The sequence below is a fragment of the Oscillibacter sp. 1-3 genome, assembly GCF_000403435.2.
GTDB lineage: Bacteria > Bacillota > Clostridia > Oscillospirales > Oscillospiraceae > Oscillibacter.
Genome location: NZ_KE159703.1, coordinates 270,765 through 289,417, shown reverse-complemented (window position 1 = coordinate 289,417; position 18,653 = coordinate 270,765). Strand labels below are relative to the sequence as shown.

At 61.6% G+C, this 18,653-nt stretch carries 17 protein-coding genes and 1 riboswitch; of the genes, 10 read left to right on the top strand and 7 right to left on the bottom strand.

The genetic code is table 11. From position 1 onward, the window contains the following. Nucleotides 1-108: 108 nt before the first annotated feature. From C816_RS01450 to C816_RS01440, 3 genes are all read right to left on the bottom strand, one after another. Complete coding sequence (locus C816_RS01450; RefSeq protein WP_016320622.1) at nt 109-1,509, bottom strand: sodium-dependent transporter; 1,401 nt, start codon at nt 1,507-1,509, stop codon at nt 109-111. Nucleotides 1,510-1,734: 225 nt separating this feature from the next. Continuing rightward, nucleotides 1,735-3,390, bottom strand: a complete 1,656-nt coding sequence (locus C816_RS01445; RefSeq protein WP_016320621.1) for a tryptophanase — start codon at nt 3,388-3,390, stop codon at nt 1,735-1,737. 357 nt (nt 3,391-3,747) lie between these two features. Then, a complete protein-coding gene (locus C816_RS01440) occupies nt 3,748-4,125 on the bottom strand; it encodes a RidA family protein (protein WP_016320620.1) in 378 nt (125 codons plus the stop codon). Between the two features lie 282 nt (nt 4,126-4,407). On the opposite strand from C816_RS01440, the gene C816_RS01435 reads away from it, so the two are divergent. Both C816_RS01435 and C816_RS01430 read left to right on the top strand, forming a co-directional pair. After that, nucleotides 4,408-5,100, top strand: a complete 693-nt coding sequence (locus tag C816_RS01435; RefSeq protein WP_040654734.1) for a helix-turn-helix transcriptional regulator — start codon at nt 4,408-4,410, stop codon at nt 5,098-5,100. A 69-nt stretch (nt 5,101-5,169) separates the two neighbouring features. After that, nucleotides 5,170-5,844, top strand: a complete 675-nt coding sequence (locus C816_RS01430) for a YczE/YyaS/YitT family protein (RefSeq protein ID WP_016320618.1) — start codon at nt 5,170-5,172, stop codon at nt 5,842-5,844. 57 nt (nt 5,845-5,901) lie between these two features. On the opposite strand, the gene C816_RS01425 is transcribed toward C816_RS01430, so the two are convergent. Then, nucleotides 5,902-6,669, bottom strand: a complete 768-nt coding sequence (locus C816_RS01425; protein WP_016320617.1) for a hypothetical protein — start codon at nt 6,667-6,669, stop codon at nt 5,902-5,904. 249 nt (nt 6,670-6,918) lie between these two features. Here C816_RS01425 and C816_RS01420 point away from each other — a divergent pair, with 249 nt between their 5' ends. The 4 genes from C816_RS01420 to C816_RS01405 are packed head-to-tail and all read left to right on the top strand — an operon-like array spanning nt 6,919 to nt 10,081. Next, nucleotides 6,919-8,010, top strand: coding sequence for an FAD:protein FMN transferase (locus tag C816_RS01420; protein WP_016320616.1), 1,092 nt, complete (start codon nt 6,919-6,921; stop codon nt 8,008-8,010). Then, nucleotides 7,985-8,443, top strand: a complete 459-nt coding sequence (locus C816_RS01415; protein WP_016320615.1) for a NusG domain II-containing protein — start codon at nt 7,985-7,987, stop codon at nt 8,441-8,443. Before C816_RS01420 ends, C816_RS01415 begins: the two co-directional genes overlap by 26 nt. 10 nt (nt 8,444-8,453) lie before the next feature. Further along, nucleotides 8,454-8,969, top strand: a complete 516-nt coding sequence (locus C816_RS01410; RefSeq protein ID WP_016320614.1) for a Gx transporter family protein — start codon at nt 8,454-8,456, stop codon at nt 8,967-8,969. A 5-nt stretch (nt 8,970-8,974) separates the two neighbouring features. Then, on the top strand, nt 8,975-10,081 hold the full coding sequence (locus C816_RS01405) for an AAA family ATPase (RefSeq protein ID WP_371254342.1): 1,107 nt from the start codon (nt 8,975-8,977) through the stop codon (nt 10,079-10,081). Nucleotides 10,082-10,244: 163 nt separating this feature from the next. On the opposite strand, the gene C816_RS01400 is transcribed toward C816_RS01405, so the two are convergent. After that, on the bottom strand, nt 10,245-10,526 hold the full coding sequence (locus C816_RS01400; RefSeq protein ID WP_207636875.1) for a hypothetical protein: 282 nt from the start codon (nt 10,524-10,526) through the stop codon (nt 10,245-10,247). Nucleotides 10,527-11,271: 745 nt separating this feature from the next. Between C816_RS01400 and C816_RS01395 the strand changes: the two genes are divergently transcribed. Then, complete coding sequence (locus tag C816_RS01395; protein ID WP_016320611.1) at nt 11,272-12,693, top strand: NCS2 family permease; 1,422 nt, start codon at nt 11,272-11,274, stop codon at nt 12,691-12,693. Nucleotides 12,694-12,916: 223 nt separating this feature from the next. On the opposite strand, the gene C816_RS01390 is transcribed toward C816_RS01395, so the two are convergent. Together C816_RS01390 and C816_RS01385 are read right to left on the bottom strand one after the other, a co-directional pair. Continuing rightward, on the bottom strand, nt 12,917-14,290 hold the full coding sequence (locus C816_RS01390; protein ID WP_016320610.1) for a uracil-xanthine permease family protein: 1,374 nt from the start codon (nt 14,288-14,290) through the stop codon (nt 12,917-12,919). A gap of 59 nt (nt 14,291-14,349) precedes the next feature. Beyond that, nucleotides 14,350-15,705 carry an 8-oxoguanine deaminase gene (locus tag C816_RS01385; RefSeq protein WP_016320609.1) on the bottom strand — a complete coding sequence of 452 codons (1,356 nt, stop codon included), beginning with the start codon at nt 15,703-15,705 and terminating at the stop codon, nt 14,350-14,352. 169 nt (nt 15,706-15,874) lie between these two features. Further along, nucleotides 15,875-15,970: riboswitch (purine riboswitch) on the bottom strand. Between the two features lie 292 nt (nt 15,971-16,262). On the opposite strand from C816_RS01385, the gene glmM reads away from it, so the two are divergent. The 3 genes from glmM to C816_RS24670 are packed head-to-tail and all read left to right on the top strand — an operon-like array spanning nt 16,263 to nt 18,346. Beyond that, entirely contained in the window at nt 16,263-17,633 is a 1,371-nt protein-coding gene (gene glmM / locus C816_RS01380; RefSeq protein ID WP_016320608.1) for a phosphoglucosamine mutase, read from the top strand. A 51-nt stretch (nt 17,634-17,684) separates the two neighbouring features. Then, nucleotides 17,685-17,960 carry an ankyrin repeat domain-containing protein gene (locus C816_RS24675; RefSeq protein WP_016320607.1) on the top strand — a complete coding sequence of 92 codons (276 nt, stop codon included), beginning with the start codon at nt 17,685-17,687 and terminating at the stop codon, nt 17,958-17,960. Then, the gene (locus C816_RS24670; RefSeq protein WP_016320606.1) at nt 17,957-18,346 is read left to right on the top strand and encodes a hypothetical protein; all 390 of its coding nucleotides are present in this window, start codon (nt 17,957-17,959) and stop codon (nt 18,344-18,346) included. Before C816_RS24675 ends, C816_RS24670 begins: the two co-directional genes overlap by 4 nt. Nucleotides 18,347-18,653: the final 307 nt, after the last annotated feature.

The window sequence follows — 18,653 nt, the reverse complement described above, 5'->3', positions numbered from 1 at the left end:
GCCGCTTTCCAAAAGGCGCTTCTTCTCACAAGGGGGAACGCCCGCCGTCCAGAAGGACGGCGGGCGTTCCATATAGGGAGAAAGTGTGATGGTGAAATGAACAGGGAATCAGCCAATGCCGCCCAGCCAGGCTCCGGCCACCAGGGCAATGAAGCACATGGCGATGAAGAGATACCCCAGGTACTCGAACCACTTGCCCACGGGCTTCTTGGCGCCGCGGTTGACCTCCTCCAGGGCCTCCTTGCGGGGCAGGACCAGGAAGAACATAATGGCGGCGAGACCGGCGCCCAGGGGGCAGATGTAGATGGAGACCACGTCCATCCACTGGGAGGTCCAGGGCTGAATCAGCAGGGCCACAACCACGCCGACAATGCCGATCACGGCCACGGCGGGACCTCTCTTGAGCTTGAACTGCTCCTGCATGGTGGCCACGGGGGCCTCATACAGGTTGACGATGGAGCTCAGGCCGGCGAAGAGAACGGCCACGTAGAAGATGACGCCGATGATCCGTCCGCCGGGCATCCCGTTGAGGATGTTGACCAGATACACGAACATCAGGCCGGGGCCGGGGGTGACGTCGCCCATGGCAAAGCCGGAGGCGCCGATGGCGGGGATGATGACGAAGGCGGCCAGCAGGGCGGCGACGGTGTCAAACAGGGCCACGCGCCGGGCGGAGGAGGGAATGCTCTCGTCCTTGGGCAGGTAGGAGCCGTAGATCACGGAGCCGTTGCCCGCCACGGACAGGGAGAAGAAGGCCTGGCCGAAGGCGTAGATCCACACCTGGGGATTCACAAGGCCGGCAGGGTCCAGGGTGAACAGGAACTTATAGCCCTCGGAGGCGCCGGGCTGGAAGCCGATGTACACGGCCAGGATCACAAACAGGCCGAACAGCAGGGGCATCATGATCTTGTTGGCGGCCTCGATGCCGTTGGCCACGCCCATGGCCATGATAATCATGGCCACCACCAGGCCGATAATCAGCCACACGCCGTTGCCGATGCCGAAGATGCCGTTGCTGAACATCATGCTCAGGGCCTCGCCCAGGGTCTCGGCCTCCGGGGCTGCGCCGCCGAAGGTGCCGCCGATGGCGCCCATGTCGGTGCCAAGGTTATACAGGCCGCCGGTGATGGACATGAAGGCATACTTGAAGATCCAGCTCATGACCACAGTGTAGCCGATGGCCAGCATCATGGAGCCGATGATGGGAATGAGGCCGATGACCTGGCCCAGCTTCTTATTGCCGTTTCTGGCCTCAGTGGCGTGGCCGAAGGCGTCGATGGGACCGGCCTGGGCCCGGCGGCCCAGGGCGAACTCCTCCATGACGCCGGAGTTGCCCACCAAAAGGACGATGATGAAATAGGGGATCAGGAAGGTCAGGCCGCCCCAGCGGGCCACCATGATGGGAAAGCGCCAGATGTTGCCCATGCCGACGGCGGAGCCGATGCAGGCCAGGATAAAGCCCCACTGGCTCTTAAACCCGTCGCGATTCTGCAAGGTCTCATTGCTCATGACAAGTTCCTCCTCTTTCTCAATTGCGTTCTACACACATCTCCCTGCCGTATGGAATACGGCAGGGAGAAGCCCATGGGCTTCTCTTCCAGAAAATGGATGTCGGTAAAAAACCACAGGCGGCGTCCGCTGGAACATTTCAGTTTTCGCGGACGCCGCCTGTCAGTTCAAAGGAGATCTGCGCACTCTCCACGCGGCGCAGTTACGCTGAATTATAGGGTGGGATTACTTCTCCTCGTTGGGATAGGGCTCCAGGAAGGCGTGGAAGTGGCGCATGGGCAGGTTGTGACCCCAGACGATGCGGATGTTGGGGATGTTCTCCCGGTCCTCATACAGGGCCTTGACGGCGGCGATGACATAGTCCAGGTGCTCCTGGGTCAGGCGGCTGCGGTCAATGGCGAAGCGGACCACGTTGGCCACCTCGGCCTGCTGCTCAGGGGTTTTCAGGTCGTACTCCATGGAGTAATCTCCCAGCTCGGAGGTGCGGATGCCGTAGCGGCGGATGAGCTCGATGGAGAAGCCCTGGCCGGCGAAGGTCTCGTGGCCGCGCTTGCCGTCGAAGAACTCGGTCATGTTGATATACACCGCATGGCCGCCGGCGGGCAGAACCACGCCCTTGACGCCGGCCTTGTAGAAGCCCTGGGCCAGGTACTCGCACTGCTTCACGCGCTCGTCCATGTAGTTGAAGTCGCAGCTCTCGTAGAGACCCACGGCCAGCGCCATAATGTCGCGGCCGCTCATGCCGCCGTAGGAGTCGTTGCCATAGCAGGAGATCTGCTTGACCTTCAGCAGAACGCCGATGTCGGTCTTGATGGTGCCGTCCTCGTTGAAGTCGGAGAAGTTCTTCCAGAACAGGCCCTTGTCACGGAAGGCCAGCATGCCGCCCATGTTGGCATGGCCGTCCTTCTTGGCAGACATGGTGAAGGCGTCGCAGTAGGAGAACATCTCGGTGGCGATCTCGGCGATGGACTTGTTTTCATAGCCGGGCTCGTTCATCTTGATGAAGTAGGCGTTCTCGGCCCAGCGGGCGGCGTCCAGCACAAAGGGGATGCCGTACTTGTGGGCGACCTCGGAGGTGGCCTTGATGTTGGCCAGAGCGACCGCCTGGCCGCAGACAGGGTTATTGGTGATGCACATGAAGACCAGGGGCACGTTCTCGGGGCCGACGCCCTGAATCAGCTGCTCCAGCTTCTCGATGTCCATGTTGCCCTTGAAGGGGTTCTTGGGATAGCTGCCGCCCTCGGGAACCTCATAGAGGAGCTCCTTGTTGTACAGGTTGCGGGGGATGGAGCCCATCTGCTTGATGTTGCCCTCGGTGGTGTCAAAGTGGCCGTTGGAGGGGATGGTAAAGACCTTGCCGGGGTGGCGCTGGGCCAGAACCTTCTTGACCAGCTCCATCAGCACGGACTCAGCCGCGCGGCCCTGCTGGATGATAAAGGCATTGGGGCGCTCCATCTGCGCGGCGCCGCCGTTGAACAGTCCGCCCTCGTACTCGCAGAGGTACACCTCGTCCATCATCTTCTCCACGTCACGGCAGTCGGTGCGGACCAGGTCAATGATCTTCTTCCAGTTCTTCTCGCCGCCGCGCTCGAAGATGTCGCGGAAGGTGTCGAGAAGGACATAGTAGCCGGTGTTGCGGCCGTAGGCCTCGTCGCCCAGGAAGAGGCTGGCCCACTGGTGGTTGGTCATGGCGGTAGTGCCGGAGTCGGACAGCATGTCGATGGTCAGCATGCCGGAGGGGAAAGCAAACTCGTTGTAGTGGGTGGCTTTCAGAGCGCGCTCACGCTGCTCGATGGTGACCTTGGGCAGATCGCGCACCGCGAAAGTGAAGTGATGGGGAGCGGGGACGTCCAGGGGATAGTTGGTCATGTTCTTGTCCATTTTGAATTACCTCCATAAATTTTGGCTTGTCGCCAGTTGTTCAGGAGGTACCCCGGTCGTCGCGGTCCGGTTTTCCCATATCCGGGCCGCGCCTAGCGGACAGTACCTGGTTAAAGGGACTGGGAATCTGCAAAAGCTCCTGGGAGGGGAGCCGATTCACTTGGTCACAGAGCGGCGATGCCCGCTGGCCGCGATCTCTGTCAGATCCCCGGGCAGGCAGAGCGCATCGCTCATAGAACCCCCGCAAAAAAACACCCCGGTCGCCGGGAGCCGGAAAGGGCTCCGCGGCAGGCGGACAGTGTGCTTTTGAATGTACAAGTCCTCCGGGACCTCCCGGGGGCGGACTTGATGCGGGGATTACAGGGCCGCGATGACCTCGATCTCAACCAGAGCGTCCTTGGGCAGACGTGCCACTTCCACGGCAGAGCGGGCGGGGAAGCTGCCCTCGGTGAAGAAGGAGGCATACACCTCGTTCATGGCGCCGAAGTTGTTCATGTCGCTGAGGAACACCGTGGTCTTCAAGACGGCGTCCATGGTGAGGCCGGCCTCCTCCAAAATGGCCTTGACGTTGGTCAGGGACTGCTTGGTCTGGGCCTGGATGCCCTCGGGGAACGCGCCGGTGGCGGGGTCGATGGGCAGCTGGCCGGAGGTGATGACAAGACCGCTGGTCTTGACGGCCTGGGCATAGGGGCCGATGGCCGCCGGGGCCTTGTCCGTGCTGACAATTGCTTTCATAAAAGTGAGCCTCCTCTTTTAGCATGAAACGATTTTATCAGAATTAAAAAAATTTGTCAACGAGAATTATCAGATTTGTACGAATAACCATTTTAGAAACAGACTTTTTATGGAAATGATATATAAAAATCTGCGAAATGAGAAATTTTCAACCCGAGAAAAATTTCTTTTGACAGGCTGGAGCTTGGGTAATATAATAGTATCACTTACCCAGGAAAACAGCCGGAGAGAGGGATGCCCCGCGGGATTGCCCGCCAGAATGCGGGCGGAAGGGAGAGGCGTATGCCCAACATTCCCAACGCGCTGCTGCAGCAGTATGTGAAACTGACCGAATTTCTGGGCGTGGCCCTGGGGCCGGACTACGAGGTGGCCCTCCACGACCTGACAGACAAGAACCGCTCCATCATCGCCATCGCCAACGGCCACATCAGCGGGCGGGAGATCGGCGCACCGCTGACCAACGTCGCCCTGAGCATTCTGATGGACAAGAGCTACGAGACCCAGGACTACCGCCTGCACTACTCCGGCGTCTCCGCAGGCGGAAAAAAGCTGCGCTCCTGCACCATGTTCATCAAGCAGAACGGGCGGCTGATCGGTATGCTCTGCATCAACTTCGACGACAGCCGCTACCTGGCCATCAGCAATCAGATTCTGCAGCTGTGCCACCCGGATCTCTTTGCCCAGCGGCTTATACGGCCCGAGGAGGACAGCGGCGCGCCGTCCCAGTCTCCCCCCCACCGGCCGGAGACCTTCCGCAACTCCACCGAGGCCGTGGCCCTGGACGCCATCCACCACGAGCTGGAGCGGCTGGGCGTGTCGGCGGAGCGGCTGACCTCCGACGAGCGGCTCCAGATCATCACCGCACTGGAAGAGAGCGGCATTTTTCTGCTCAAGGGCTCCGTAAAGGACGTGGCCGCCGGACTGCACTGCTCCCAGGCCAGCGTGTACCGCTACCTGGCGCAGATCAAGAAATAAGGGAAAACGGGCGGCGCCGGAACTCCCGGCGCCGCCACATTGAATACACATGAGTGGAGGGACTCTCTTATGATTCGGGAATACACCCGCCGCCTGCTGCTGCTTCTGGGTGGGCTGGCCGTGAGCTCCGTGGGCATCACCATGATGCTCCAGGCCAACGTCGGCCTGGAGCCCTGGAGCGTCCTCCAGCAGGGCATGGCTCAGACCTTCGGCATGACCTACGGCACCGCCGCCGTCATCGTGGGGGCGGTGGTCATCGCTATCGCCGTGGCCTGCGGGGAGAGCTTCGGCATCGGAACCCTGGGAAACATCTTCATCTGCGGCCCCCTGATCGACCTGCTGCTGTACCTGGGGTGGATTCCCGCCATGGAGCGGTTCTGGCCCGGCACGCTGATGCTGCTGGGCGGGCTGGAGCTTCTGGCCCTGGGCACCTGGCTGTACATGAAAAGCGCCCTGGGCGCCGGTCCCCGGGACGCGCTGATGGTGGTTCTGGCACGGCGCACCGGCCGCTCCGTGGGCGTCTGCCGGGCCGTGGTGGAGCTGGCGATCATCCTCTTCGGCTGGCGCATGGGCGGCCAAGTGGGCGCGGGCACCGTGATCGCCGCCCTGGGTCTGGGCTCTTTGTTCAACCTGAACTTCGCCCTGCTCCGCTTTCCGGCGGCGGAGGTCCACCAGGAAAACCTGTCGGAGACCCTGCGCCGTTTCCAGGGCGCGGAGACCGCCCCGGAGGAACCCCGCTCCTGAGATGAAAAAGCCCCTCCGGAAAGCCTTTCGGCTTTCCGGAGGGGCTTCGTCTTTTAATCACAGCTGCTTTACGGTGTAATACACCGCCAGGGCAAAGACCACCACAGCCAGCGCCCACATGGCGTAATAGGCGATGTTTACGCTGATCAGCGCCGCAACCACAGCCACAGCGGAGAGGCCGCAGGCGGTGTAGATGGGCAGCAGGTCGGCGTCAGCGGGCAGGAGGCGGAGCTTGCCCAGCCTTCCGCCGTTCTGGCCGGCCTTGCGGGACAGGAAGACCGCCACGGCCAGCAGCGCCAGAAAGAGCACGGCCACCACACGGATCAGCGTGCCATAGTACATGTTGGAGAGCATCCGGCGGCAGACCCACAGAAAAATCAAGGACACGCCCAGAACAGTCAGGGCCACGGCGCACTCCCGGTCATAAAGACCCCAGAGAATCACCAGCAGCATCGCCACCGGAACCACCACGGACAGCAGCGTCACCATCGGGGCGTTCAGGGCCCGGATCAGCAGGGCGGAGACCGCCAGAAAAGCGCCGCCGCCGGCGGCGTACCAGCCGGCAGTCCGCTTCTTCTTATCCGCCTTCCACATCACGCTGAGAACAACGCCGAGAATGAGAACAACCGCGCCCAGGCCCGCCAGGAGCCAGAAGTATTTATCGTACCAGTCGATCTGCTGCTGGGCGTTTCCATTGACGTAAACGCGGCGGATAATCAGGAGATACAGCTCGGCCACGCAGCCGGCCAGGAAAAACTTCATAGCGCCGGTCATGGGCTCGTCCCGCTTTACCGGCTTGGAACGCTGATTGGGATTCTTAGGCATTTATAAGGACCTCCAGGGAGTTTTTTCTTTCTGATCGTGCCCGCGGGAGGGCTCTCCCGCCAACATACCCGAATAGTATAACAGTTTTTTTTGCGATTTGCAAGGGCAAAAGTGAAAGCTGTGCCAGATTTTTGCCGCCCCCCGGAAATCCGCAGTTGAGAAACGGCGGCGGACATGCTATAATAGATCAATATTTTATAGTATGCCAATTATTTCGCTTATCATGATAAAGAAAAATTGAGGGATGATATGAGACGTTTCATCAGCATCACACTGGCCCTGAACCTGCTTTTAAGCCTGACGGCCTGCTTCGGTCCGCCGGTGGACCCGGACACGGTCCAGGAGAGCATCCAGGTCATCGCCATGGATACGGCCATGCTCATCTCCACCTACGGAAAGCGGAGCACTGCCGCAGCCTACGCCTCGGAGGACCTGATCCGGGATCTGGAGGCCCAGCTCTCCCGGACGGAGGAGGACAGCGAGGTCTCCCGCCTCAACGCCGCAGACGGCCGGCCCACAGAGGTGGGTCCGGATCTGGCGGCCCTCCTCACCGCGGCGGAGGAGTACCGGGCGGACACGGGCGGAGCCTTTGACATCACCGTGGCCCCGGTGGTCTCCGCCTGGGGCTTTACGGAGGACAGCTTCCGCGTTCCCGCCCAGGCGGAGCTGGAGACGCTGCTGGAAAAGGTGGACGGCTCCGCCGTCCGGGTGGAGCGGACCGCCGGCGGCTGCACCGCCGCCCTGGCGCCGGGCCAGTCCGCGGACCTGGGAGGCATCGCCAAGGGCTACGCCGCAGACAAACTGGCGGATCTCTTCCGGGAATACGAGATTCCCCGGGCCATAGCCACTCTAGGGGGCAATGTGCTGGCCTGGGGAGACCGGCCCGACGGCACGGCCTGGCGGGTGGGCGTCCAGGACCCGGCCCGGCCCGATGAACAAAACGGCTTTGTGGGCATCCTGAACCTGAAAAATTCCTTCGCCGTCACCTCCGGGGGTTACCAGCGGTATTTTGAGGAGGACGGCAGGACTTACCACCACATCATCGATCCCGCCACGGGGTATCCGGCGGACAGCGATCTGACCTCGGTCACCGTGGTGGCAGAGGTTTTGCCGCCGGACGCGGAGCAGCTGTACGGCCCCGGAACCATGTGCGACGCGCTGTCCACGGCCCTGTTCGTCATGGGCAGGGAGCAGGCGCTGAACTTCTGGACCTCCCGGAAGAACGCCTTCGATCTGGTACTGGTGACGAAGGACGGCGAAATCTATGTCACCGGCGGCATCGCAGAGGATTTCGTCTTTGACGAGGAGAGCGGCTATGCGTACCCGGTCCTGGTCAAGTAAGCCCAATGGCTGGGACGCTCTGGTGGTCCTGGCGGTGATCGCCCTGGCCCTGGGCAGCGCCCTGGCGGTCTGGGGCGGGGGCGGAGAGAGCGGGGAGGCCCTGACGGCGGTGGTCATCATCGACGGCAAAGAGGCGGACCGCTTCTCCCCCGCCGACCTGCTGGAAGGCCCCAGGACCTACTCCAACGGCAGCTATACTCTGGAGGCGGCGTACGGTCTCCGGGGCGCGGAGAGCGCACCTTTGGACCATGAGCCGCCCTCCGGCGAGGCCGGTGTCCGGGTGGCCTGGGCGGACTGCCCTACCCAGGACTGCGTGCGCACCGGACTCATTACACGGAGCGGGCAGAGCATCGTGTGCCTGCCGGGACGGATCATCATCCGCCTGGAGGGCGGAGCGCCGGACGGCGGCATCGTGGACGCCGTTGTGGGATAGGAGGCGGGCCGTGAGACTGACCACAAAGCAATTGACGCTGTGCGCCGTATTGACGGCCCTGGCCCTGGCCCTGAGCTATCTGGAGAACCTCTTCCCCCTGGCTCTGGCCATTCCCATCCCCGGGGTAAAGCTGGGCCTTGCCAACATCGTGACGGTGTTCGCCCTGTACGCCCTGGGGGCGTTCCAGGCGCTGATGATTCTCTTCGCCCGGTGCCTGCTGGGGGGCATGTTTGCCGGGAATATGAACGCACTGCTGTTCTCCCTGCTGGGAGGCGCCGCCGCCATGCTGGCAATGATCGGCCTCGTCCGGCTGGGAAGGTGCTCCGTCTACGGCGTGTCCATCGGCGGGGCGGCGGCCCACAACTGCGGCCAGATCGCCGCGGCGGTTCTGACCCTGGGCAGCACCGCGCCGCTGTACTATCTGCCCGTTCTTTTGGCGGTGTCCCTGGCGGCGGGGGCGCTGACAGGACTGGCGGCCGCGTGCCTCTTTCAGGCGCTGGATCACACAAATTTACGAATCTCATAGAAGGAGTGACATCGTTGGACCGGAAACAGGCGAGCAAAAAGGATGAGATCATCCTCCAGCAGCTGGAGGTGATCCGCACCATGACGGAAAACAGCCTCAACCGCATGGGCACGGATTTCTGGGGTACTCCCGCCGCGCCCAAAGAGGCCCCGGAGAAGCCCCAGGCGGACCAGCCCAAAGCGGACCGGCCCGGGAACACAGCATCCTCCACCGGGAACGACGCCGCAAAGCCCCCGGAGGCGGAAACGTCTCCTCCCCCGGAGAAGATCGAGGATCTCCAGGCGGAGCTGGAGGGCTACATCGGCCTTGCCTCGGTGAAAAAAGAGGTGAAAAACCTCATCAACATGGTGACGGTCCACAAGATGCGGAGGGAACAGGGCCTGCCCGCGGCGGAGCTGTCCCTCCACATGGTGTTCTCCGGCAATCCCGGCACCGGCAAAACCACCGTCGCCCGGATCATGGCCCGGATCTACCACAGCCTGGGCATTCTGTCCAAGGGTCAGCTGGTGGAGGTGGACCGCAGCGGCCTGGTGGCGGGCTACGTGGGCCAGACGGCCCTGAAGGCCAAAAAGGTGATCGACTCCGCCCTGGGCGGCGTGCTGTTCATCGACGAGGCCTACGCCCTCAACGGCGGGGCGGAGAACGACTTCGGGCAGGAGGCCATCGACACCATCCTCAAGGCCATGGAGGACCACCGGGACGATTTGGTGGTCATTGCCGCCGGATACGATGACCTGATGGAGCGGTTCATCCACTCCAACCCCGGCCTGGAGTCCCGGTTTAACCGCTTCCTCCACTTCGCGGACTACACCCCGGACGAGATGATGAAGATTTTTGAGATGCAGTGCAAAAAGGGCTGCTACACTCTGGAGGCAGAGGCGGCGGGACTGGTGCGGGACTTTATCGCGGAGGAGAGCGGCGACCCCGTCTCCTTCGGCAACGCCCGGGGCGTGCGGAATATCTTCGAGCAGATTCTGGTGAACCAGGCCAACCGCCTGGCGGCCATGGAGCAGGTGACGAGGGAGGACCTGATGTCCATTACCCCCGCGGACGTGCAGGCGGCCCGGGGAACGGAGGCCGCCGCCCCCGCCTGCGAATCCCCGGCGGAATGAGCGAAACAGGGCCGTGCGCAAAGCGCACGGCCCTGTTTTTTCCGGCGGCAGGAACTTTTTCTCCCTTTTACCGTTCGTGCTTCAACGCCGACGCATGTCCCCTTCACCCAAACGGCTGAACAGGCAGTGATGTATCGTGAATAGCCTAATCAACTGAAATTCGTCAAATCACATCGTGGGAAAGTATTTCAAATTCCAGGGGATCACCCAGCTCCATAAATTCCGCTATCAAGTCCAGACCCATATAATCCCGCTCCTCTCCATCCTCGTCACCGGTGAGGCGGAGATGGAGGATGATCCGGTAATATCGGGTGATCTCCGGGCTGTCCAGGGGGAGCCATTCCGATACCCACTCCCTGCCGTTGTGGTGCTTATGCCGCAGCCGGCCCTCCTTGATGTGATATACCCGGTACTGTTTATCCCGATAGGCATAACCGTAGGACACGTCCCCCACATAGTAATTCCCGGTGAAAATCGGATGTCGGGGAAAGAATCCACCTCGGACATGAGGTCGTCACTTTTGGGGTTCAGGTAGTTCCGCCAGATGATCTCCTCAGCCAGAGACAGCATCTCATCCCAGCAGGAGGCCAAGGCCCGGTACTCCTCCCGGGTGATGCCGTCATCCAGGTCAATGCGGGGCTTCATTTTGTCCTCCCAAGTGATGCAGGTATTTACGGCGTTCTCTTGCTCAAAAATGATCTGGTGGGGATGAACACCCGCCTTCCGCCGCAGAATACGCTTAGACCTTGTTTGAAAAAAGGCGGAATGCCCAACGGCGAGAGATGTTTTCGCCAATCAAGGCAGATTTTTGCAGGCGGGCTGACGCCCGGCAAGAACATTTAACGCAGAGCGGCGGATAAAGATCCACCGTTTGGGCGTTTTGACTATTTTCAAACAGGGCCTAGGCCTTGTTTGAAAATAGTCCATGGTAAAACGACCTTCTTTGATAGAGCTCTGTTTCAACTTCCGATTTGCCGCCCTGAATGATACCACGGCCGGCTCTCGGCTTCAAGCTGCGATTCTCATACAGCCGCCGGCGTCCAGATCGCAAGGCAAACCATAAAAAGGGCAGATTTTCCAGCGCCGCAGAAAGTTCTTGTATTATCTGCCAATGTGTGGTATGATGATTTCAGGAAAACTTGTGTAGTTATACCAACCGGCACCGTGAGAAATGAAAGAGAGGGAGCGTTATGGAAAACTTTTTCAAGCTGAGAGAAAACGGCACCACTGTACGCACGGAAATCCTGGCCGGATTGACGACCTTTATGACCATGGCGTACATCATCGCACTGAACCCCAATCTGCTGACAAACTTTGACGCGGGGTCCTCCCTGTGGAACGGCGTGTTCCTGGCCACCTGCATCGCCTCCGCCATCGGTATGTTCTGCATGGCCTTCCTGGCCAACAAGCCCTTTGCCCTGGCCCCCGGCATGGGCCTCAACAGCTTCTTCGCCGTGGTGGCCGCCAACATCGCCGGCCTCACCGGCATGAGCTATGTGGAGAGCTTCCAGGCCGCCCTGGTCATCATCCTCATCGAGGGCATCGTCTTCATCGTCCTCTCCATCCTGAACATCCGGGAGAAGATCATGGAGGCCATCCCCCTGGGCGTGCGCCTGGGCATCGCCCCCGCCATCGGCATCATGCTGATGAACATCGGCCTCGGGTCCAACGCCGGCGTCTACTCCGAGACCGGCGGCCCCTTCTTTGTCATGCGGGACTTCTTCGGCGCCCTGACCCCCAGCGTGGCCCAGACCTCCATGGGCTCGGGGTACAGCGCCATGATCCTCTCCGTGGTCACCATGTTCATCGGCCTCTTCGTCATCGTCATCCTGGCCAAGAAGGGCATCAAGGCGGCAGTGCTGCTGGGCATGCTGGCGGCCTCCGTCATCTACTGGGCCGGCTCCGCCGTCTTCCTGGGGACCAATCCCTTCGCCTCACTGTCCACGGCGTCCTTCGTGCCCCCCTTTGCCGACATGGCCTCCACCACCCTGTTCAAGTTCAACTTCCAGGGCTTTTTGGACATCGGCTGGTTCACCGCCATCACGTTGGTCATCACCTTCTGCATGATCGACATGTTTGACACCATCGGCACCCTGGTGGGCACCGCCTCCCGGGCCGGCATGGTGGACAGGGAGGGCAATATGCCCAACATGAAGGAGGCGCTGCTCTCCGACGCCGTGGGCACCGTGGCCGGCGCCTGCTGCGGCACCTCCACCGTCACCACCTTCGTGGAGTCCGCCTCCGGTGTAGAGGCTGGCGGCCGCACGGGCCTCACCGCCCTCACCACCGGCGTGCTGTTCCTGGCCTGCATGTTCATCGCCCCCATCGCCGCCGTGATCCCCGCCGCCGCCACCTCCGCCGCGCTGATCTACGTGGGCGTGCTGATGCTCATGGGCCTCAAGAACGTGGACTTTGACGACATGGACCAGATGGTCCCCGTGGCGCTGATGCTCATCGGCATGCCCGTCTCCGGCTCCATCGGCCACGCTATCGGTCTGGGGCTTATCTCCTTCACCGTCATCAAGGTGTTCAGCGGCAAGGCCAAGGACGTATCCGCCCTCACCTATGTCATCTCCGCCCTGTTCCTGGTGAAGTTCTTCCTGATCGTCTGACGGAAAACCGGATTTTATCAGAATACCAAAGGAGGGCCTCCGCAAAGCGGAGGCCCTCAGCTTGTCGAAAAAGTAATTTCGACAAGCTGCTGTAGATTTCAATAGCGCAGGAAACCCCTCTTGGGTTTCCCGCACACACCCTTCCTTTCCGTTGACGAAACCTCCAGCATTTTTTGACAGTGTGAGGGCCTCCACTTTGCGGAGGCCCTCCTCATCTGTCTGCTCAGCCCATCATAGCCTCTTTCGCCTTTTCAATGTCCTCCTGATCCCGCATGGGGAACAGGACATTGGCGATAATGGCCACAATACAGGTGGCGGTGACGGCGTCGTTGAAGATAAAGCGGATAAAGCCGGGGAGCTGGGCCACGGCCTCCGGGTGGGCGGGGACGCCGATGCCGAAGACGAAGGTCAGTCCCATCACCAGGATATTCCGCTCACTGAAACCCGCCTTGGCGATCATCTTGATGCCGTTGATTAAAATCATGCCGAAGACGGTGATAATGGCGCCGCCCAGGACGGCGTTGGGGATGGCGGAGAAAATGGCTCCCAGCTTGGGGAAGAAGCCGGAGACCATCAGAATGAAGGCCCCGGTGGCGATGCACCAGCGGTTCACCACTCTCGTCATGGCCACAATGCCCGCGTTCTGGCCGAAGGCCGTGTTGGGCAGGGCGTTGAAAACCGCGGCGGTGGTAGAGCCCAGGGCGTCCGCCAGGATGGCGCCGGAGGTTTCCCGCTCCGTGGCCTCCCGGTCAAAGCCCGCCATGGTGATGCCGGAGGTGTTGCCGATGGTCTCCAGGCCCGAGGTGATGAACAGCGCCGCGAAGCTCATAATAGCGGCAGGCTGGAACTCCATGTGGAACTGGAGGGGCAGGGGCAGTCCGAACCAGGCGGCCTCCGCCATGGGGGCGGTGTCCACCATACCCAGAACCGCAGCCAGAATGTAGCCCGCCGCCAGACCGATCAAAATGGCGGCGTTTTTGGCAAGGCCCTTCCCGAAGCGCTGGAGCAGAATGACGATCACCAGCACGAAGGAGGCCACGGCCAGATTTTTCAGGGAGCCGTAGTCCGCCGCGCCGGATCCGCCGGCGAAGTAGTCCACGCCGATGCCCAGCAGGTTCACGCCGATGGTCACCAGGGTGCAGCCCACCACCAGCGGCGGGAAGAAGCGGCGGATGTACTTGTAGAAAAAGCCCATGAAGACCTCCACCAGGCTCCCCGCCAGACATCCGCCCAGCACGGCCCCAATGCCGCCCGCCGCGCCCACGGCGGAGGCGGTGGGCACAAAGGTGAAGGAGGTTCCCATGACGATGGGAAGCCGGGCCCCCACCTGATAGCGGCTTCCCAGCCGCAGGGGATAGAGCTGAATGAAGGTGGTGAGGCCGGAGACAAACATGGCGCACTGGACCATGGTCACCGTATCCGCACCGGAGAGGCCGCAGACCGAGGCCACAATGAGGATGGGAGCCAGGTTTGACGTGAACATAGCCAAAACATGCTGGAGTCCCAGGGGGACGGCGGTGGGGAGGCTGGGACGGCCGTCCAGCTCATAGACCATTTTCCGGTCCTGCTCGCGCGTGGTTTTCCGATCAGTGTTCATACTGTTTTCCTCCCGTAGCTCCGCGGAAGGCTTCCCCGCGGAGCGAGTTTTTGATTCGCTCAGCGGTTCAGATATGCCTCGGCGCAGCTCCGGGCCTCCCGGACTGCCCGCTCCTCGTCGATGCCGGTGAGACGTCCTTCTCTCACCACGACTCTGCCGTTGACCACGGTATAGTCCACCGGCCCCTTGAAGCCCACGGTGCCCAGCATGGACCGCACGTCCAGGTCCGCCCCCACCAGCTCCAGCCGGTCCCGGCGGATCAGGAAGAGGTCTCCGGCCCTGCCGGGTTCCAGACACCCGATGTCCTCCCGGCCCAGCACCCGGGCGCTGCCTCGGGTGGCGATTTTCAGCAGGTCGTACCCGCTGGGGGCCCTTTCGCTGGAGCGGAGCCGGTGGAGCAGGTAAGCCGCCCGCAGCTCCTCCAGGAGATTGGAGCCGTCGTTGCTGGCGCTGCCGTCCACCGCCAGGCCCACAGGTACCCCCAGGGACAGCATCTCCGGGATGCGGCACACGCCGGAGGAGAGCTTCATGTTGGAGATGGGGCAGTGGGCCACGCCGGTTCCGGTGTCCACCAGCAGCTTCAGCTCCTCATCGTTGAAGTGGATTCCGTGGGCGTACCAGACGTCCGGGCCCACCCAGCCCAGGTCCTCCATATAGGCCAGGGGGCGTTTGCCGTACTTCTCCAGGACATAGTTCTCCTCGTCCTTTGTCTCGCAGAGATGGGTGTGGAGCCGCACGCCCAGGCTCCGGGCCAGCAGGGCGGACTGCCGCAGCAGCTCCGCCGAGACGCTGAATGGGGAACAGGGGGCCAGAGCCACCATTCCCATGGAGTTAAACGAGGGGTCGTGGTACTTCTCCACCGCCCGCCGGCAGTCCCGCAGGATCTCGTCCACCGTCTGGACCACACTGTCCGGCGGCAGGCCGCCATCCTTGCGGCTCAGGTCCATGCTCCCCCGGGAGGCGTACATCCGGACGCCCAGGTCCCTGGCGGCGGCGAACTGGGCGTCGAGCAGGGCGCCGGAGCTGCCGCCGGGGAAGACGTAGTGGTGGTCGAAAACGGTGGTGCAGCCGGTTTTCAGCAGCTCCCCCATGCCCACAATGGAACTGTGGTAGACGGCCTCGCCGTCCAGGTTCTTCCAGATCTCGTAGAGGGCGGTGAGCCAGTCGAAAAGCTCCAGGTTCTGCACCTGGGGCAGGTTGCGGCTGAAGGTCTGGTAGAGGTGGTGGTGGGTGTTGATTAAGCCGGGGTAGACGATGCACCGGCTGGCATCCAGCACCTCGTCCGCCTCCTGGGGCTCGGGGCCCATATAGGCGACGACGCCGTCCCGGATCAGGATGTTGGCGTTTTCCAGCAGGCTGTCCCGATCGTCGCAGGTGACGACGGCCCAGGCGTTTTGAATCAAAAGGCTGCTCATGCGTTACCTCCCAATGACGCGGTTTCCGCGTGAGATCATACGGGCGGTACAGGTGCATGAGCAGCCGCCCTGTGCGCACAGGGTGTCCGCTGATATTGGAGAGCCGCAGTCTTCCTTCGCCGGCAGGGTGGAAAACAAAACCGCCGAAACAAAAAGACCACAAGTTTCAGGGCCAAGCCCAAAAACTTGTAGTCAACTGTTACGGCAGTTGGTAGAAACGCTCATCCAATCATGAACTTATACAAGCCAGTATGTACGCTAACAGCATACGCAAAAAGGTCGACCTTGTCAAGGCGCCGCGTCAAAATTCCACAAAACAGCATATTTCAGGCCCTAAAATTGTAAAGAATCCACAATTTTCAGCCTCAAAACTCTCAGCCGCCGCCGGACAGCGGCAAAATGACACGATAAGGGACTGCTTTTTGCCGTTTTCCCTTCCCATATCCCCGTTTTTATGGTAAACTGATCCCAAAGCCGGAAAATACCGCCATTTCCATAACAGCGGACACGGCGGCGTAATATCATGATAACAACAACTGATCTAAAGGAGAATTTTCATGGGTAAGTACTTTGGGACAGACGGTTTCCGCGGCAAGGCGGGAGAAGGGCTCACCGCCCATCACGCCTACGAGATCGGGCGCTTTTTGGGCTGGTACTACAGCCGGGAGGACCGCGCCCGGGTGGTGGTGGGCAAGGATACCCGCCGCTCCAGCTATATGCTGGAGTACGCCCTCAGCGCCGGCCTCACCGCCTCCGGGGCGGACGCGTACCTGCTCCACGTCACCACCACGCCCTCCGTATCCTATGTGGCCCGGACAGAGGGGTTCGACTGCGGCGTGATGATCTCTGCCAGCCACAATCCCTTCTACGACAACGGCATCAAGCTGCTGAACCGGGACGGCGAGAAGATGGACGAGGCGGTCCTGGACCTGGCGGAGGCATACTTGGACGGCTGCCTGGAGGCGGACGGCCACCCCCTGAAAGAGCTGCCCCATGCCACCGGGGACGGCATTGGCTCCGTGGTGGACCACAGCGCCGGACGCAACCGGTATATCGGGTATCTGATCTCCCTGGCGGTGTACTCCTTCAAGGGCAAAAAAATCGCCCTGGACTGCGCCAACGGCAGCGCCTGGGCCATTGCCCCCAGCGTGTTCCGGGCACTGGGTGCGGACGTGTACGTCCTCAACGACCGCCCCGACGGGCTGAACATCAACCGGGACGCCGGTTCCACCCACATTGAGGGGCTGCAGCGGTACGTGACAGAGCACGGTATGGACGCGGGCTTCGCCTACGACGGCGACGCGGACCGGTGTCTCGCCGTGGACGAGACCGGCGCCCTGGTGGACGGGGACAAGATCATGTATATCTACGCCCGCTACATGAAGGAGCGGGGGAAGCTGGTGACTAACACAGTGGTGACCACGGTCATGAGCAACTTCGGGCTGTACAAGGCCCTGGAGGAGGCGGGAATCGGCTACGCCAAAACCGCCGTGGGGGACAAATACGTCTACGAGCATATGGTCCAGAACGGCAACCGCATCGGCGGCGAACAGTCCGGGCACATTATCTTCTCCAAGTACGCCCGCACCGGGGACGGCATTCTCACCTCTTTGAAGCTGATGGAGGCCATGCTGTCCAAGAAGATGTCCCTGAGCCGCCTGGCGGAGCCGGTGACCATCTATCCCCAGGTGCTCATCAATGTCCGGGTAAAGGACAAAACCGCCGCCCAGGAGGACCCGGCGGTGAAGGCCGCGGTTCAGGCCGCGGCGGCGGAGCTGGGCGATACGGGCCGCATCCTGGTGCGGGAGTCCGGCACGGAGCCCCTGGTGCGGGTGATGGTGGAGGCAAAGACCCATGACCAGTGCCAGGAGCTGGCAGATCGGGTGGTAAGCGTCATCCGGGCCCAGGGCCACGGGGCGGAGGGCTGATCCTCCACGGCCTGAACGCGCCGCCGAAGGCACTTTGAGGAGACGACGGATATGAAAAAACTCTTTCAGGCGATCCGGCAGGGCAACACCGCCGCAGTCCGGGAGCTGCTGGAGAAAAAACCGGAGCTGATCTCCTGCACCGCAAAGCAGCCGCCCAAAAAGGACGACGGACAGTCCCCCCTGCAGGTGGCGCTGAAAACGAATCGCCTGGAGATTGCGGAATATCTGCTGGACCTGGGGGCGGATGTGAATTTCATGGAGGCGGAGGACTGCGCCAGCGGCTGGCGGGCCCCCGTCCTCCACGACGCTTCAACGCCGCCGTCATGAACAGCCGGTGGAGCGTAAACTCTCAGGCCATGTACGGCGGGATCAAGGTCTTCCACACCCGCGAGGAGGCGGACCGGGCCTATCTCATCTTAAAGCGGATGCTGGACCTGGGAGCGGACATCCGCGGGGTGGACTCCTATGGAAACTCCTGTGTATGGCGGGTCTGCCTGCAGGCGAGACAGATCCTGCCCGCATACAATCGCACCACCCGCACATTGGGAACAGACCGCATCCTGACCCCCGAGCTGCGCGAGGACCTGACGCGGATATTCACCTTGCTCTATGACCGCGGAATGGAGACCGATTATATAAAGCCCGGAGAATCCGTAACAGTGCGCGGCCTCTACAAAAACGAGCCCGTCGCGCAGTTTCTGGTTTTTGACTAAACGCCCATATCCCAGGGAGCAAAGCAAATCCGGCCAAAAGAAGTACGTGGCAAAGGGTTTCGCAAGGAAAAGGGTGTGTGCGGGAAAAACCTCTGCGGGTTTTTCCTGCACAATTTTAATCAACCCGCCCGCAGGCGGCCGATTTTGCCCCATGGGCAAAATCGGATAGTTCCAGGAAAAAGAGACGCACCAATCGGTGTGTCTCTTTATTCCTGGAGCGGGCAGCGAGGCTCGAACTCGCTCCCCGGCATCCCACGAACGGCCTTCGGCCATTCGCGGGAACCCTGTCCGGCCTCGGATTGAAAAC

What these genes read in the sequence shown, in the direction of transcription:
- C816_RS01450 (WP_016320622.1), bottom strand. Translation starts at nt 1,509, where the DNA reads ATGAGCAATGAGACCTTGCAGAATCGCGACGGGTTTAAGAGCCAGTGG.
- C816_RS01445 (WP_016320621.1), bottom strand. Translation starts at nt 3,390, where the DNA reads ATGGACAAGAACATGACCAACTATCCCCTGGACGTCCCCGCTCCCCAT.
- C816_RS01440 (WP_016320620.1), bottom strand. Translation starts at nt 4,125, where the DNA reads ATGAAAGCAATTGTCAGCACGGACAAGGCCCCGGCGGCCATCGGCCCC.
- C816_RS01435 (WP_040654734.1), top strand. Translation starts at nt 4,408, where the DNA reads ATGCCCAACATTCCCAACGCGCTGCTGCAGCAGTATGTGAAACTGACC.
- C816_RS01430 (WP_016320618.1), top strand. Translation starts at nt 5,170, where the DNA reads ATGATTCGGGAATACACCCGCCGCCTGCTGCTGCTTCTGGGTGGGCTG.
- C816_RS01425 (WP_016320617.1), bottom strand. Translation starts at nt 6,669, where the DNA reads ATGCCTAAGAATCCCAATCAGCGTTCCAAGCCGGTAAAGCGGGACGAG.
- C816_RS01420 (WP_016320616.1), top strand. Translation starts at nt 6,919, where the DNA reads ATGAGACGTTTCATCAGCATCACACTGGCCCTGAACCTGCTTTTAAGC.
- C816_RS01415 (WP_016320615.1), top strand. Translation starts at nt 7,985, where the DNA reads ATGCGTACCCGGTCCTGGTCAAGTAAGCCCAATGGCTGGGACGCTCTG.
- C816_RS01395 (WP_016320611.1), top strand. Translation starts at nt 11,272, where the DNA reads ATGGAAAACTTTTTCAAGCTGAGAGAAAACGGCACCACTGTACGCACG.
- C816_RS01390 (WP_016320610.1), bottom strand. Translation starts at nt 14,290, where the DNA reads ATGAACACTGATCGGAAAACCACGCGCGAGCAGGACCGGAAAATGGTC.
- C816_RS01385 (WP_016320609.1), bottom strand. Translation starts at nt 15,705, where the DNA reads ATGAGCAGCCTTTTGATTCAAAACGCCTGGGCCGTCGTCACCTGCGAC.
- glmM (WP_016320608.1), top strand. Translation starts at nt 16,263, where the DNA reads ATGGGTAAGTACTTTGGGACAGACGGTTTCCGCGGCAAGGCGGGAGAA.
- C816_RS24675 (WP_016320607.1), top strand. Translation starts at nt 17,685, where the DNA reads ATGAAAAAACTCTTTCAGGCGATCCGGCAGGGCAACACCGCCGCAGTC.
- C816_RS24670 (WP_016320606.1), top strand. Translation starts at nt 17,957, where the DNA reads ATGAACAGCCGGTGGAGCGTAAACTCTCAGGCCATGTACGGCGGGATC.